This window comes from Cellulosimicrobium sp. KWT-B (assembly GCF_002127155.1).
Taxonomy (GTDB): domain Bacteria; phylum Actinomycetota; class Actinomycetes; order Actinomycetales; family Cellulomonadaceae; genus Cellulosimicrobium; species Cellulosimicrobium funkei.
Genome location: NZ_NEDO01000001.1, coordinates 480748 through 494635, shown reverse-complemented (window position 1 = coordinate 494635; position 13888 = coordinate 480748). Strand labels below are relative to the sequence as shown.

12 protein-coding genes are annotated in these 13888 nt (G+C 73.6%); 5 read left to right on the top strand and 7 right to left on the bottom strand.

Annotated features, from left to right (window positions below; translation table 11 throughout):
• Nucleotides 1–234 precede the first annotated feature (234 nt).
• Nucleotides 235–1797, top strand: a complete 1563-nt coding sequence (locus B9L22_RS02090) for a hypothetical protein (RefSeq protein ID WP_143317016.1) — start codon at nucleotides 235–237, stop codon at nucleotides 1795–1797.
• Between the two features lie 64 nt (nucleotides 1798–1861).
• Here B9L22_RS02090 and B9L22_RS02085 read toward each other — a convergent pair whose 3' ends face one another.
• From B9L22_RS02085 to B9L22_RS02065, 5 genes are all read right to left on the bottom strand, one after another.
• Nucleotides 1862–3169, bottom strand: a complete 1308-nt coding sequence (locus tag B9L22_RS02085; protein ID WP_198947180.1) for an alpha/beta fold hydrolase — start codon at nucleotides 3167–3169, stop codon at nucleotides 1862–1864.
• Between the two features lie 53 nt (nucleotides 3170–3222).
• Entirely contained in the window at nucleotides 3223–3732 is a 510-nt protein-coding gene (locus B9L22_RS02080) for a pyridoxamine 5'-phosphate oxidase family protein (protein WP_086149037.1), read from the bottom strand.
• A 151-nt stretch (nucleotides 3733–3883) separates the two neighbouring features.
• Nucleotides 3884–5401, bottom strand: coding sequence for a glycerol kinase GlpK (gene glpK, locus B9L22_RS02075; protein WP_021482287.1), 1518 nt, complete (start codon nucleotides 5399–5401; stop codon nucleotides 3884–3886).
• A gap of 136 nt (nucleotides 5402–5537) precedes the next feature.
• Nucleotides 5538–6284 carry an MIP/aquaporin family protein gene (locus B9L22_RS02070; protein ID WP_233139602.1) on the bottom strand — a complete coding sequence of 249 codons (747 nt, stop codon included), beginning with the start codon at nucleotides 6282–6284 and terminating at the stop codon, nucleotides 5538–5540.
• A 189-nt stretch (nucleotides 6285–6473) separates the two neighbouring features.
• Nucleotides 6474–8222 carry a glycerol-3-phosphate dehydrogenase/oxidase gene (locus B9L22_RS02065; RefSeq protein ID WP_061266713.1) on the bottom strand — a complete coding sequence of 583 codons (1749 nt, stop codon included), beginning with the start codon at nucleotides 8220–8222 and terminating at the stop codon, nucleotides 6474–6476.
• 230 nt (nucleotides 8223–8452) lie between these two features.
• Here B9L22_RS02065 and B9L22_RS02060 point away from each other — a divergent pair, with 230 nt between their 5' ends.
• Both B9L22_RS02060 and B9L22_RS02055 read left to right on the top strand, forming a co-directional pair.
• Nucleotides 8453–9403 (top strand): sugar-binding transcriptional regulator, encoded by a 951-nt coding sequence (locus B9L22_RS02060; RefSeq protein WP_086149036.1) that lies wholly within the window; start codon nucleotides 8453–8455, stop codon nucleotides 9401–9403.
• A 25-nt stretch (nucleotides 9404–9428) separates the two neighbouring features.
• A complete protein-coding gene (locus B9L22_RS02055; RefSeq protein ID WP_086149035.1) occupies nucleotides 9429–10064 on the top strand; it encodes an amino-acid N-acetyltransferase in 636 nt (211 codons plus the stop codon).
• Here B9L22_RS02055 and B9L22_RS02050 read toward each other — a convergent pair.
• Nucleotides 10057–11088 carry a LacI family DNA-binding transcriptional regulator gene (locus B9L22_RS02050; protein ID WP_086149034.1) on the bottom strand — a complete coding sequence of 344 codons (1032 nt, stop codon included), beginning with the start codon at nucleotides 11086–11088 and terminating at the stop codon, nucleotides 10057–10059. The genes B9L22_RS02055 and B9L22_RS02050 overlap by 8 nt on opposite strands.
• Before the next feature lie 110 nt (nucleotides 11089–11198).
• Nucleotides 11199–11456: a hypothetical protein gene (locus B9L22_RS20140; RefSeq protein WP_198947236.1), complete on the bottom strand. Its 258-nt coding sequence runs from the start codon at nucleotides 11454–11456 to the stop codon at nucleotides 11199–11201.
• Between B9L22_RS20140 and B9L22_RS02045 the strand changes: the two genes are divergently transcribed.
• The gene (locus B9L22_RS02045) at nucleotides 11449–12726 is read left to right on the top strand and encodes a sugar ABC transporter substrate-binding protein (RefSeq protein WP_233139600.1); all 1278 of its coding nucleotides are present in this window, start codon (nucleotides 11449–11451) and stop codon (nucleotides 12724–12726) included. The two genes, B9L22_RS20140 and B9L22_RS02045, sit on opposite strands and share 8 nt — an antisense overlap.
• Nucleotides 12727–12877: 151 nt before the next feature.
• Complete coding sequence (locus tag B9L22_RS02040; protein WP_086149032.1) at nucleotides 12878–13888, top strand: carbohydrate ABC transporter permease; 1011 nt, start codon at nucleotides 12878–12880, stop codon at nucleotides 13886–13888.

The window sequence follows — 13888 nt, the reverse complement described above, 5'->3', positions numbered from 1 at the left end:
ACGGCTCCGCCCCGAGAGCCGGCACCGCGCCGTGATCCGCTCTCACCCTAGGCGAGGAGGTGCGCCGGTTCTCGGGGAAGGCGGGTGAAGCGCTCGAACCGCGTCGCCCGCGGCTCCCGCCACCCCGGACGAAACCGGACGCGCGGGGACGATGCGGACAGCGTGGGCCGTGGCGTGCATAGGGGTCTCGGGCGCGTCCACCCGCGGACGCGACCGGAGAGGAGCCGCACGCCCATGTCTGTGCACCGGGCCCGCCCGCGGACCGCGCTCGCCGCGGTGCTGGTGTGCGCCGTCCTGGTCGGCGCGTCCGCGACGGCCCACGCCGCCCCGGTCGCCCGCGCCGCGGCAGACCCGGGCGTCGCGCCCGTCACGACGGAGACCCTCGCGCGGGTCGCGGAGGACGGCCGGCCCGGTGCCGCGGGTGCGGCGACGTCCACCGCTGCGGCCGACGGCACGGGCCCCGACGCGGCATCGGGCACGGACCCCGGCGCGGGCATGGACTCCGGTGCCGGCGCGGGCGCCGGCACCATCGGCGTCGGGCCCGTCGTGCCTGCCGTGCCCGGCGCGCCCGACGCTCCCGTGCCGGACGGACCGGAGCCTCCCGCGCCCGGGTCGGCCGCGCCGGAGGAGGGCGCGTCTCCCTCCGTCCCCGCTCCCGACCCGGCGGCTCCGGAGGAGGACGAGACGCCCCCCGGCCCCGACCCCACCGTGCCCGACGGCGAGCCCGCGCCCCGCGTGGTCGTGCTGCCGCCGGTCCTCGTCCGTGCGGCGGCCGGGGACGCGGTCTACCTCGTGCCGGTGGTCGAGGGCGTGCGCTGGTCCCTGGGAGGCGAGCCGATGGCGTGCACCGTGGTCCTGGCCGACGGGTACCGGACCGTCGAGGCGCCGCGGGACGGCGGCGTCCTGCGGGCGACGGCCGTGGCGGAGGACGGCCACGTGCTGCAGCTCCCGGACGGGCGGACCGCCGCCGAGGCGGTCACGGAGCTGCTCCCCGTCGTCACGGCGGTGCTCCCCGCCGCGCAGGACGGCCCCGGTATGGCGGACACGTACACCGTGCCCGACGCCGAGGGCCTCGTCGTCCGCGACGCGACCGGCGCGGTGCTCCCGCCCGGCAGCACGCACGCCGTCGAGGGGTACCTCGACCACGTGGCGCGCGTCGTCCTGACGCTCTCCCCGGCCGCGGGCCTGCGGCTCGCGGCGGAGGGCGAGGCGGAGCCGGTGCTGCCGGGGTCGGACGGGTCGCGCGCCGTCGAGCTCGTGTTCTCCGGTCTCACCGAGGTCCGGGCGCCGGCGCCCGTGGTCGTCGCCGCGCGCCGGGGTGCGGCGGCCGCGGTCGAGGTGCCGCGGGCCGACGGCGTGGAGTTCGTCCTCGACGAGCGGGTCCTCGCCCCGGGCCGCCATCCCGCCCGGGGCACGGTGACCGTGACGGCGCGCGCGCTCGAGGGCTACGTCCTCGTCGGCGAGACGTCGTGGGAGCTCGTGCTCGACGGGCCGGCCGTCCCCGAGGCGCCCGCCGCCCCGCCCGCGTCGCCTGCTCCGGCCGCCCCGGCGCCCGCTGCGACACCGGACGCGTCCGCGCCGACGACGGCGGGCGGGCCCGCGCTCGACCTGGCGCCGGTGGTCGGCACGGCGGACCCGTCGCGCGCCGTCGTCGTGGCCGCGAGCGGGGCGCCCGCCGCGGTGCCACCGGCCCCGCCGCGCGGGGACGCCGGGTTCGACCTGCTCACGCTGGTGCTGGGCGGCGCGCTCGCGTCCGGGGCGTGGGTGCTGCGCGCGCGCCGCGACCAGACGGCCTGACTGTCCACCAGGAGTCAGGGGGCCTGGCGCCCCGCCCCGTCCAGCCGGCCAGGCGCGGCACGCCTCAGGTGCGCGGGCCGCCGCGGGCGCCGAGCCGCTCGACCAGGCGCGCGAGGACGTCGCCCGTGCGCAGGCCGTCGTGCTCGAACTCGTTCGTCACCCACGTGCGGACGTTGCCCACGCGCGCCGCCGTCTCGAGCGAGAGCCCGGCGTCGACGAACATGTCGTCGAAGTACACCGCCGCCTCGACCGGCACCTCGTTGCGCGCGAGGACGTCGAGGTCGTACAGGTCGGGCCACTCCTCGCGCGCGGCGAGCGCCTCCGCCGCCGCGCGGAACGGCCGGAGCGCGGCGATCTCCTCGAGCATCCAGGGGTAGATCATCTCGCCGGTGAGGAGCAGCGGTCGCGCCGCCGGGTCGAGGGCCGGCTCCTCGGCGCGGACCGCCTCGGCGGCCCACGCCGTCGGGCCGGTGCCCGACTGCGCGTAGATCGACTCGTGGAGCACGGCGTAGAGCGGGTTGGTGCGGAACGACGTCGCCGCCGCGACCTCCGCGAGGAACGTGTCCGTCAGGGTGTCCGGCGCGTCCGCGTCGAACGCCTCGTCCACGAGCCAGTGGATGCGCTCCGGGCCGGGCTTCATCCCGAGGTCCGTGCCGAGCGACTGGAGCCGGCGCACGGTGAGCCGGTCGCCGTCGGGCAGGCGCATGTCGTCGGCCGCGAGAAGGTCCGCGACGCGCGCGAGGCGGGCCGCGTCGTCCGGGTACCGCTCCCGGTAGGCGGCGTTCTTCGCGACGACGCGCGGCTGGGTGCGGCGGTACACCTCGCGCGCGTCCGCCGTCAGGCCGGGCAGCCCGCCCGTCACGTAGCACGCAGCGAGCGCCTGGGGCGCCCGCGACAGGTACGTCATCGTGAGGAAGCCGCCGTAGGACTGGCCGAGCGACGTCCACCGCCGCCCGCCGTACACCGTCCGGCGCACGTGCTCGGCGTCGGCGACGATCGCGTCCGCCCGGAAGCGGGAGAGGTACTCGGCCTGGGCCGCTCCCGGGCCGCGCGCGGCGAGCGCCGCCCCGCGCACGGCCGAGGACCGGCCGGTGCCGCGCTGGTCGAGCAGCACCACCCGGTGCGTCGCGAGCGCGGTGCCGACCCAGCCGTCCGGCCCGGTGGGACGGGGCCCCTTGCCGCCCGGGCCGCCCTGGAGGAACACGAGCAGCGGCAGGTCGTCGTGACGCCGCACCGGGTCGACGAGCTCGCGCACGAACAGCGTGAGGCGGCGGGGGTCGGTGTCGTCGTCCCACACGAGCGGCACCTCGAGCTCGCGGTCGGTGACGTGGATGCCGGGCAGGGTGTACGCGGTCTCGCGGGCGACGCTCACCCGGCCACCCTAGCCGCGCCGCACGCTGCGGCCTCGGCGGACGGCGGTGGGCGTCACAGCTCGACGGTCTCGTTCTCCCCGCCGTCGTAGCGCGAGCCGGTGACCTTCGCCTTGACCAGGCTGAACAGCGTCGCGACGCGGCCGCCGGGGGAGTCCCAGTACTCCGCGGAGTCGGCGTGCAGCCGGACGAGCACCACGCCGGGCGTGTCCGGGCCGTCGGGGAACCAGGCGTCGGCGACCGTGTTCCACAGCTCGCGGATCTTCTCGCGGTCGCGGACGACCGCGGCGCGCCCGGACACGGAGACCCAGGACGTCGAGCCCGAGAAGGCCGCGTTCGCCGCCGAGTCCCGCGCGATCTCGGCGACCTTGTGCGAGTCGGCGGCGGCGAAGAACCACAGGTCGCCGTCGAAGTCGACGGCCTGGACGCCCATCGGCCGGCTCACCAGGCTCCCGTCGGTCGCGACGGTGGTCAGCATGGCGATCTTCTCGTCCTTGATCAGCTCGCGGACCGTGGCGACCTCGTCGGAGCTCGCGTGGGGCTGCTCGTGGTGCGTGCCGGTCATGTCGTCTCCCGTCGTCGGGCCGCGGGGCGCGGCACCTCGACGCTAGGCACGACGCGCGCCACTCGCCCCGTGGGAGCACGACGAGGGGGTGGGGTGCCCGGCGCCGCGACGCCGTGCACCCCACCCCCTCGGCGGGTGGTCCCGGGACGGGTTACTGCTCCACGTCCTCGTCGACCCACTCCATGGTCTTCGTCACGGCCTTCTTCCAGTTCCGGTAGAGGCGCTCGCGCTCGCCGGACTCCATCGACGGGCTCCAGCGCTTGTCCTCGGCCCAGTTGTCGATGACGTCCTGCTCGCCCTTCCAGAAGCCGACGGCGATGCCCGCGGCGTACGCGGCACCGAGCGCCGTCGTCTCCGCGACCTTGGGCCGCACGACGTCGACGCCGAGCTGGTCGGCCTGGAACTGCATGAGGAGCTCGTTGGCGACCATCCCGCCGTCGACGCGCAGCTCGGTGAGGTCGACGCCCGAGTCGGCGTTCATCGCGTCGACGACCTCGCGGCTCTGGAACGCCGTCGCCTCGAGCGCGGCGCGCGCGATGTGGTTGCGGTTGACGTACCGGGTGAGGCCCACGAGCGCGCCGCGCGCGTCGGGCCGCCAGTAGGGCGCGAACAGCCCGGAGAACGCCGGCACGAAGTAGGCGCCACCGTTGTCCTGGACCTTGCCCGCGAGCCACTCGACGTCGGGCGCGTCCTCGAACATGCCCAGGTTGTCGCGGAGCCACTGCACGAGCGAGCCGGTCACGGCGATCGAGCCCTCGAGCGCGTACACCGCGGGCGCGTCGCCGATCTTGTAGCAGACGGTCGTGAGCAGGCCGTTCTTGCTCATGACCTTCTCCGTGCCCGTGTTGAGCAGCAGGAAGTTGCCGGTGCCGTACGTGTTCTTGGCCTGGCCGACCTCGAAGCACGCCTGGCCGAACGTCGCCGCCTGCTGGTCGCCGAGGATGCCCGCGATCGGGACGCCGGGGACGAGACCGCGGGGACGGCCGTGGCCGTACACCTCGGACGACGACCGGATCTCGGGGAGCATCGACAGCGGGATGCCCATGTCCGCGGCGATGTCCTCGCGCCAGGAGAGCGTGTCGAGGTCCATGAGCATCGTGCGCGACGCGTTCGTCACGTCGGTGACGTGCACGCCGCCCTCGGTGCCGCCCGTCATGTTCCACAGCACCCACGTGTCGGTGTTGCCGAACAGCAGGTCGCCCTTCTCGGCCTTCTCGCGCGCACCCTCGACGTTGTCGAGGATCCACTTGATCTTCGGGCCGGAGAAGTAGGTGGCGAGCGGCAGGCCGACGATCGACTTGTACTTCTCGGGGCCCTCGTCGCCGCCGAGCTCGTCGACGATCTTCTGGGTGCGCGTGTCCTGCCAGACGATCGCGTTGTAGACGGGCTTGCCCGTCGTCTTGTCCCAGACGACGGCCGTCTCGCGCTGGTTCGTGATGCCGACGGCCGCGATGTCCTCGTGCGTGAGGTTGCCTCGGGTGAGGGCGAGACCGACGACCTCGCGCACGTTGTTCCAGATCTGCTCGGGGTTGTGCTCGACCCACCCCGCGCGCGGGAAGATCTGGTCGTGCTCGAGCTGCCCGGTGGAGTAGATCTCCCCGGAGTGGTTGAAGACGATGGCCCGGGAGCTCGTGGTCCCCTGGTCGATGGCGAGAACGTAGTCGGCCATGGTGCGTTCAGTCCTTCACGTCGGTGTGGGTGTGGTTGCGGCGTAGGTGCCCGGCGCCCGACGGCGCGGGTCGCGTGACCGGGGAGGCCCCCGGCTCCCCGGTCACGCGGGGGAGAGGTCCGGTCGTCCGGGTCGGTCAGACCCAGGCGGCCCCGAGCAGGCCGGCGAGCACGCCGCCGACCAGCGGACCGGCGACCGGGACCCAGGCGTAGGCCCAGTCGCTCGAGCCCTTGCCCCGGATCGGCAGCACCGCGTGCGCGATGCGGGGACCGAGGTCACGGGCAGGGTTGATGGCGTAGCCGGTGGGACCACCGAGGCTCGCGCCGATACCGACCACGATGAGCGCGACCGCGAGCGGCCCCAGGCCGGACGGGGTCTTGCCGGACGCCACGACGAAGAACACGAGCACGAACGTCGCGATGACCTCCGTGACGAAGTTCCACGCGTAGGAGCGGATCTCCGGGCCGGTGGAGAACACCGCGAGCTTGGTCGCGCCGGGCGCGTCCTCGTCGAAGTGCTTCTTGTACGCCAGGAACGCCAGCACGGCGCCGATGAAGGCACCGATCATCTGGGCCCCGAAGTACAGGAACATGTTGCCGACCGTCGGCTCGATGGTCGCCGTCACGAGCCCCTCGGGGCCGGTCACGGAGAAGAACGGCTCCTGGGCGGTGAAGAGGCCGATGGTCACGGCCGGGTTGAGGTGCGCACCCGACTTGTAGGCCACGTAGACGCCGGCGAAGACCGCGAGGCCCCATCCGAAGTTGATGAGGAGCCAGCCGCCGTTGAAGCCCTTGGTCCTCGGGAGGACGACGTTCGCGACGACGCCCGCGCCGAGGAGGATCAGTGTCGCCGTGCCGAGTATCTCGGACCAGAAGGCGTTCATGAGGAGTTGATCCATCGTGCTCTCTCTTTCGTGGTGGACTTCTCTGTCTCAACCGTCCCGACGCACCTGAGCGCCGGGTCCTCGGGTCGGTCCGCCGTCGGCGTGGCGCCCCGTGGGGTCGGTGTGCGGGGCCCCGGGGGCCGACCCGACGGTCGGCACCCGGGGCTCGCTCGCGGCGATGTGCAGCTGTCAGGTCGTGCGGAGCGGCTGGAGCGGCGCGACGTCGGGCGCCTCCAGCCGGGTGCGCTCGGCGGACGCGTCGTCGGGCTCCTGCTCGGCGGCGGCCTCGGCCTCCGCGCGGGCGGTGTAGCTCGCGATCTCGGCGTCGCGCGTCGCGTCGTCCCACCCGAGGATCTCGGCGGCGACGGCCGCGATCTCGGGCAGCGCGGCGAGGCCCCGGTCGGGCACCTCGTAGTTGAGCCGCGTCCGGTGCAGCAGCAGGTCCTCGAGGTGCAGCGCCCCCTCGTGGGAGACGCCGTACGCGATCTCCGCGCGCAGGTAGGCCGGCGCGTGCTCGAGCGGGCGGGCGAGGTCCGGCTGCGCCTCGCACAGCTCGACGAGCTCGCGCAGGTTCGACCCGTACCGGTGCAGGAGGTGGTCGACCATGGCCGGGGTCCAGCCGTACCGGGACGCCCAGGGCCGCGCCTGGCGGCGCACGGCGTCGAGGCCGACGGCGCCGAGCAGCGGGATCTTGTGCGTGATCGACGGCAGGGCGCTCGCGCGCTGGCCGATCGCGAAGTCCACCGCGTCCTTCGCCATGACGCGGTAGGTGGTGAGCTTGCCGCCGGCGATGACCGTGAGGCCCGGGGTCGGGGAGGCCACCGTGTGCTCGCGCGAGACCTTCGCGGAGCTGGTGCCCTCCTTGGTGCCCGGCTGGAGCAGCGGCCGCAGGCCCGCCCACGTGCCGATGATGTCGTCGCGCGTGAGGGGGTGGGCGAGCACGGCGTTCGCGTGCTCGAGCACGTAGTCGATGTCGGCCGCGGTCGCGACGGGGTGCTGGAGCTCCTGCTCCCACGGGGTGTCGGTCGTGCCGATCACCCAGTACCGGGACCACGGGATGACGAACAGGACCGACTTCTCGGTCTGCAGGATCAGCCCGACCTGGCCCTTGATGCGCTCGCGCGGCACGACGATGTGGATGCCCTTGGACGCGAGGACCCGCAGGCCGCCCTCGCTGCCGGCGAGCGCCTCGGTGTCCTCCGTCCAGACGCCGGTCGCGTTGATCACGGCGCGCGCCCGGACGGTGATCTCGCGGCCCGTCTCGAGGTCCTGGAGCACGGCGCCGTTCACGGCGCCCGTCGAGCCCTTGGTGAGCGAGACGACCTGCGTGCGGGAGGCCGCGTGCGCGCCGTACGACGCCGCGGTGCGCACGAGCGTCGAGACGAGGCGGGCGTCGTCGACCGACGCGTCCCAGTACTGGACGGCACCGACGGCCGCGTCGTGCGCGAGGTCGGGGAATTTCTTCTCCATGCGGCTGCGCGACAGGTGCCGGTGCAGCGGCATCGCGCGGCGACCGGGCGCGACGCTCGCGAGCGTGTCGTAGAGCGCGATGCCCGCGCCGACGTAGGCACGCTCCCACACGCGGTGCTCGAGCGGGTACAGGAAGGGGACAGGGCGCACGAGGTGCGGCGCGATCTCCTTGAGCAGGAGGTCGCGCTCGGTGAGCGCCTCCTTGACCAGGTGGAAGTCGAGCATCTGCAGGTAGCGCAGACCGCCGTGCACGAGCTTGCTCGACCGGCTCGACGTCCCCGCCGACCAGTCCTGCGCCTCGACGATCGCGGTGGAGAGCCCGCGCGTGACCGCGTCGAGCGCGATCCCGGCACCGGTGACCCCGCCGCCGATCACGAGGACGTCGAGCTCGGCGTCCGCGCTGGTGCTGGCCTCGAGCGCGGCGAGCGCCTGCCGCCGGGAGTCCGCGGTGAGTCTCGTGGATGCCATCCGTCTTCCTCTCTCGTCCCTCGGTGCTGCGGCACGCCGCGGGACGATCGCGCCCACGGTGCGCTCACAGCGACGGTCCCACGCCCGACCAGGGTGCGCGAGCGGGAACCGCCGTGCGTGCACCGGGGTCTCCGGCGCTGAGGCACACGCTCCAGACCACCACGCGGCGAACGCCCGCGCAACCGTGGTGCACGAACGTGCAGAATGGGGGTGACGGGAAGGAGACCGCGATGGTCGATCGGGAGCAGGACGTCCTGCGCGCGGCGTCGATGTACTACCTCCAGGACATGAAGATGGAGGCGATCGCCAAGCACCTGCACACGTCGCGGTCCACGGTGTCGCGGCTGGTGAAGCGGGCGCGCGAGACGGGGCTGGTCGAGATCTCGCTGCGGCCCGCGCGCAGCCGCGGGCCGGGGCTCGGGCAGCACCTCGCGAGCACGTGGGGGATCGACGCCTACGTGGTCCCCGTGCCCGACCAGGCGCCGCAGGTCGAGCGGCTCGAGCAGGTCGCGCTGACGACAGCGCGCCTGCTGTCGACGTGGTTCGACTCCGACATGATCCTCGGGATCGCGTGGGGCACGACGCTCTCGGCCGTGTCCCGGCACCTGCCGCGCAAGCCGACCCGGGGGAGCGCCGTCGTGCAGCTCAACGGGGCGGCGAACACGCGGACGTCGGGCGTGCACTACGCGGGCGACCTCATCGCGGGCTTCGGCAGCGCGTTCGACGCCCACGTGCACCATTTCCCAGTGCCCGCGTTCTTCGACTACGCGGAGACGAAGCGCGCGATGTGGCGCGAGCGGTCCGTGCGCCGCGTGCTCGACGTGCAGCACCGGGCGGACATCGCGCTGTTCTCCGTCGGGGCCGTCGCGGGCGGCGTGCCCTCGCACGTGTACTCCGCGGGGTACCTCGACCCGGACGACATCGCGGTCCTCGACGCCGAGGGTGTCGTCGGCGACGTCTGCACCGTGTTCCTCCGCGCCGACGGGACCTACCGCGACATCGCGCTCAACGAGCGCGCGACGGGGCCCGCCCCCGAGGAGCTGCGGCGCGTGCCGCGGCGGGTGTGCGCCGTCGCGGGCGACAACAAGGTGGCGCCCCTGCGCGCAGCCCTGCGCGCGGGCGTGGTGACCGACCTCGTCGTCGACGAGATCACGGCGGCCCACCTCGTCGGGGGCTCCTGAGCGCAGAGCGCAGATATGCGTCCTGATGCATGACTATGCAGCGGGTGCTCCGCGCGCGTACAGTGTCGCGGTGCCCACGACCTCTGCCGTCCGTGTCCGTCCCGCCCTGCCCGCGGACGTGCGGACGGTGCGTGCGCTCGTGCAGCCCTATGCCGAGGACCGCATCCTCCTGGCCAAGGAGATGGTCGGGTACTACGAGGCGGTCCAGGAGTTCGTCGTCGCCGAGGTGCCGGACCCGGACGCGGCGGACGGCGCGGACGCGCGGCGCGTCGTCGGGTGCGGGGCGCTGCACGTCATGTGGGACGACCTCGCGGAGATCCGCACGCTCGCGGTGGACCCGGCGTGGCGCGGGCACCGCGTCGGGCACGCGCTCGTCGTCGAGCTCGTCGCCCGCGCCCGCGCGCTCGGCCTGCGGCGCGTGTTCTGCCTGACGTTCGAGGTCGACTTCTTCCGCGCGCACGGCTTCCGCACCATCGAGGGGACGCCCGTGTCCCCCGAGGTGTACGCCGAGCTCCTGCGCTCGCACGACGACGGCGTCGCGGAGTTCCTCGACCTCGCGCGCGTGAAGCCCAACACGCTCGGCAACACGCGCATGCTGCTCGACCTCGACGACGTCGACGACAGCGGCAGCGGCGTCGCCGCGGACTCCGTGCTCAGCTGATCGGGACCGTCGACGCGCGGGTCACCACGCGGCAGGGGAGCTCCTCGACGCCCGGGCGCACCGTGCCGTCGATCGCGGCGAAGAGGCGCTGCGCCGCGACGCGCCCGAGCCGCTCGAGGTTCATGTCGACGCTCGTGAGCTGGGGGCGGGCGTTCGTCGTGAGCACCTCCCAGTTGTCGAACCCGATGACCGACACCTCGCCCGGCACGTCGCGGCCGAGCTCGCGCAGCGCGTCGAGCACGCCGCGAGCGATCTGGTCGGAGCCGCAGAAGAACGCGTCGACGTCGCCGTGCTGCTCGACGATCATGCGCGCCGCGCCCCGTCCCCAGCCCTCGCTCCACGAGCCGAAGTACGTCTGTCCGCCGACGAGCTCGAGCCCGGCGGCGGCCACCGCCGCCTCGGCGCCCGCCGCACGGTCCTGCGCGGCCTTGTACCCGGGGTCGCCCGAGACGTGCGCGACCCGGCGGCGCCCGCACGAGAGCAGGTGCTCGACGGCGAGGCGGCCCGCGCCCACGTTGTCCGCGGTGATCGAGACGTCGGAGAGGTCCTCCGACGGCGCGTAGGCGTAGACGACCGGGACGGGGACGTCGGCGCTGAGCGGGGGGCGCGGGTCGGTCCGCGACCCCACGACGATGAGGCCGTCCACGCGCCGGGAGAGCAGGGCACGCACGTGGTGCTGCTCGCGGATGGCGTCGCCCCGCGCGTCGCACAGGAAGACGGACACGCGGCCCGCCCCGAACGCGTCCTCGGCCCCCATGAGGACCGGGATCGAGAACCGGCCCTCGAGGTCGCTCGTGAGGAGGCCCACCGTGCCCGTGCGGCCCTTCAGCAGTCCGCGGGCGAGCGCGTTGGGCGCGAACGACAGGCGCTCGGCGGCCTCGAGGACGCGCAGGCGGGTCTCGGCCTTGACCTGGTCGCGGCCGTTGATCGCCTTCGACGCGGTCGCGATGGACACGCCGGCGAGCCGTGCGACGTCGGTGAGGGTCGCCGCGCGCGGCGAGGCGCTCCCGCTCTGGGTCGTCATGAGGCCGTTCCCCCTCCTGCCGGTGCGCTGCGCTGCGCTCTCGACGATCGAGCCGTGATCGAACTGTAACCCGCTGCCCTGCTTGACGAGGCTATCGCGCTGCCATACATTCAGAAAACCTTTTCGGTTAGTTTCGGCACCAGCGACGACGCGAGCACCCCGCTCACGGTCGACGCCAGGACATCGAACACTAGCCGCCTGAGGGGAGGGTCGGCCACGTGGAGCGCGCCGCAGCGCGACACCGTGACCGAAAACGTGTTCGCCCGAAGCGCGAGCACGGGGCGCAGGTGCAACGGCTCGAAGACGAGTACGAGGAGACACGAGATGACACACCACCGCGGGACCTCGTGGAAGAGGTCCGTGGCCACGACGACGCTCGCCGGCCTCGTCGCGCTGGGGCTCGCCGCGTGCGGGTCCGCCTCCGGCGGCGACGACGCCGCGACGGGCGGCACGGGCGAGGGAGGCGTCGAGGGCGTCGACGACGGCAGCACGCTCACCCTGTGGACGCGCGCGCCGCTCGAGAAGCAGGCGAAGCTCCTGGTGGACGCGTACAACGCGAGCCACGAGAACCAGGTCGAGCTCACCATCGTCCCCAACGACGACTACGTGGCGAAGGTCGGTGCCGCCGCGGGCAGCGGCGGCCTGCCGGACCTGTTCGCGGCCGACATCGTGTACGTGCCGAACTGGGTCGAGCAGGGCCTCTACCAGGACGTCACCGGGCGCATCGACCAGCTGGACTTCGCGGACGAGATCAACCCGGGCCACCTCGAGGCCGGCACGTACGAGGACCAGGAGTACATCCTCCCGTTCGTCCTCGACGTCTCCGTCCTCTTCTACAACAAGGACCTCTACGAGCAGGCGGGCCTCGACCCCGAGGCGCCGCCGACGTCGCTCGCCGAGTTCGCGGAGCAGGCCAAGGCCGTCGACGCGCTCGGTGGCGGGGTGGACGGCACGTTCTTCGGCGGCAACTGCGGCGGGTGCCTCGTCTTCACGTGGTTCCCGTCGATCTGGGCCGCGGACGAGGAGGTCCTCGGCGACGGCGGTGCCGAGTCGCTCCTGGCGAGCGACACCGCGCAGGACGTGTACGCCGTCTACAAGGACCTCGTCGACTCCGACGCCGTCGGCGCGGGCACGCGCGACGAGACGGGTGCCACGTGGGTCGCCCCCTTCCAGGAGGGCAAGATCGGCGTCATGCCGTACCCGGCGACGCTCCTGTCGACGGCCGACGAGACGGTGGACGTCGGCGTCGCGCCGATCCCCGGACCCGACGGCGGCGGGTCGACCTTCGTCGGCGGCGACGGCATCGGCATCTCCAAGGACAGCGAGAAGTCGGACCAGGCGTGGAACTTCCTGTCCTGGATGATGTCCGAGGACGCCCAGGTGCAGGTCCTCGCCAAGAACGGCGACGTCGTGTCCCGTGCCGACCTGGTCGACAACGAGTTCTCGTCCGCCGACCCGCGCGTCATGACGATCAACGAGATTGCGAGCCAGGGCCGCACGCCCGTCGCGCGCAACTTCCAGCAGGCGTTCAACGCGCCGAACAGCCCGTGGCTCACGCTCGTGCGCAACGCCGTGTTCGGCGACGGCGCGAGCATCGAGCCGGACAACGAGGAGATCACGGCGGTCCTGTCGCAGTGAGGCCCCGGGAGGTCCCGGCGCCGCCGGCGACCTCCCGCGGGTCCACCGCCCGACCACCGACCCGGTCGACCACAGCGCTCGCCGCCGCCCGCAGGCCGTGCGGCGGCGAGCCCGGTCCGGCTTCCCTCGCCCCCGTCCCAGGAGACCAGCCATGTCCGTGCAGTCCGCGCCCTCGACGCCGCCACCACCCGTGCCGCACGGCCCGGCGGCCCGCGGGCCCGTCCCGAGCGACGACCGACCGCCCCGCGCCGCCGGGACCGCGGGCGCCGCGCGCCGCCGTCGGCCCGGTCGGTCGCAGTCCGCCCGCGGGTGGGCCTACGCCGCGCCGACGGCCGTGTTCGTCCTCGTCCTCTTCGTCCTGCCGGTGCTGCTCGTCGGCAAGATGTCCGCGTCCGACTGGCCGCTCCTGGCGGGCAACCGCGGCGTGAACTTCCCCGACAACTTCCGCGACGCCGTCGAGAACCGGTTCTTCTGGGACTCCGTCGTCTTCACCCTGAAGTACACGGCCATCGCCACCGTGCTCCTCATCGCGCTGGGGCTGGGGTTCGCGCTCCTGGTGCAGGAGTCGAGCCGGTGGAAGAGCTTCCTGCGCACGTCCATCCTCGTGCCGAGCGCGCTGGGCCTCGCGTCCGCGTCGCTGCTCTTCTACGCGCTGTACTCGCCGCAGGTGGGGCCGATCTCGCCGCTGCTGGAGCGCCTGGGGCTCGTCGACGAGCCCGTCTCGTTCCTCGGGTCGCCCGACGGCGCGCTCTGGTCGACGGTGTTCCTCATCGTCTGGCGCTTCGCCGGCTTCTACATGCTGCTGCTCATGGTGGGGCTGCAGGGCATCCCGCACGAGGTGTACGAGGCGGCCCGCATGGACGGCGCCAACCGGTGGCAGACGTTCGCGCGCGTGACCGTCCCGCTGCTGCGCCCGTCGCTCGCGCTCTGCACGATCCTCTGCGTCACCGGGTCGCTGCTCGCGTTCGACCAGTTCTACATCCTCACCAAGGGCGGGCCGGACAACAGCACCATCACCGTCGTCCAGCTCATCTACAACATCGCCTTCCAGGGGCAGAACGACCTGGGCGTGGCCGCCGCGCTGTCGATCATCGTGCTCGCGGCCCTCGTGCTCATCAACGTCGCGCAGGTCCGTGGCATGCGCGCACCCGAGGAGAAGTGA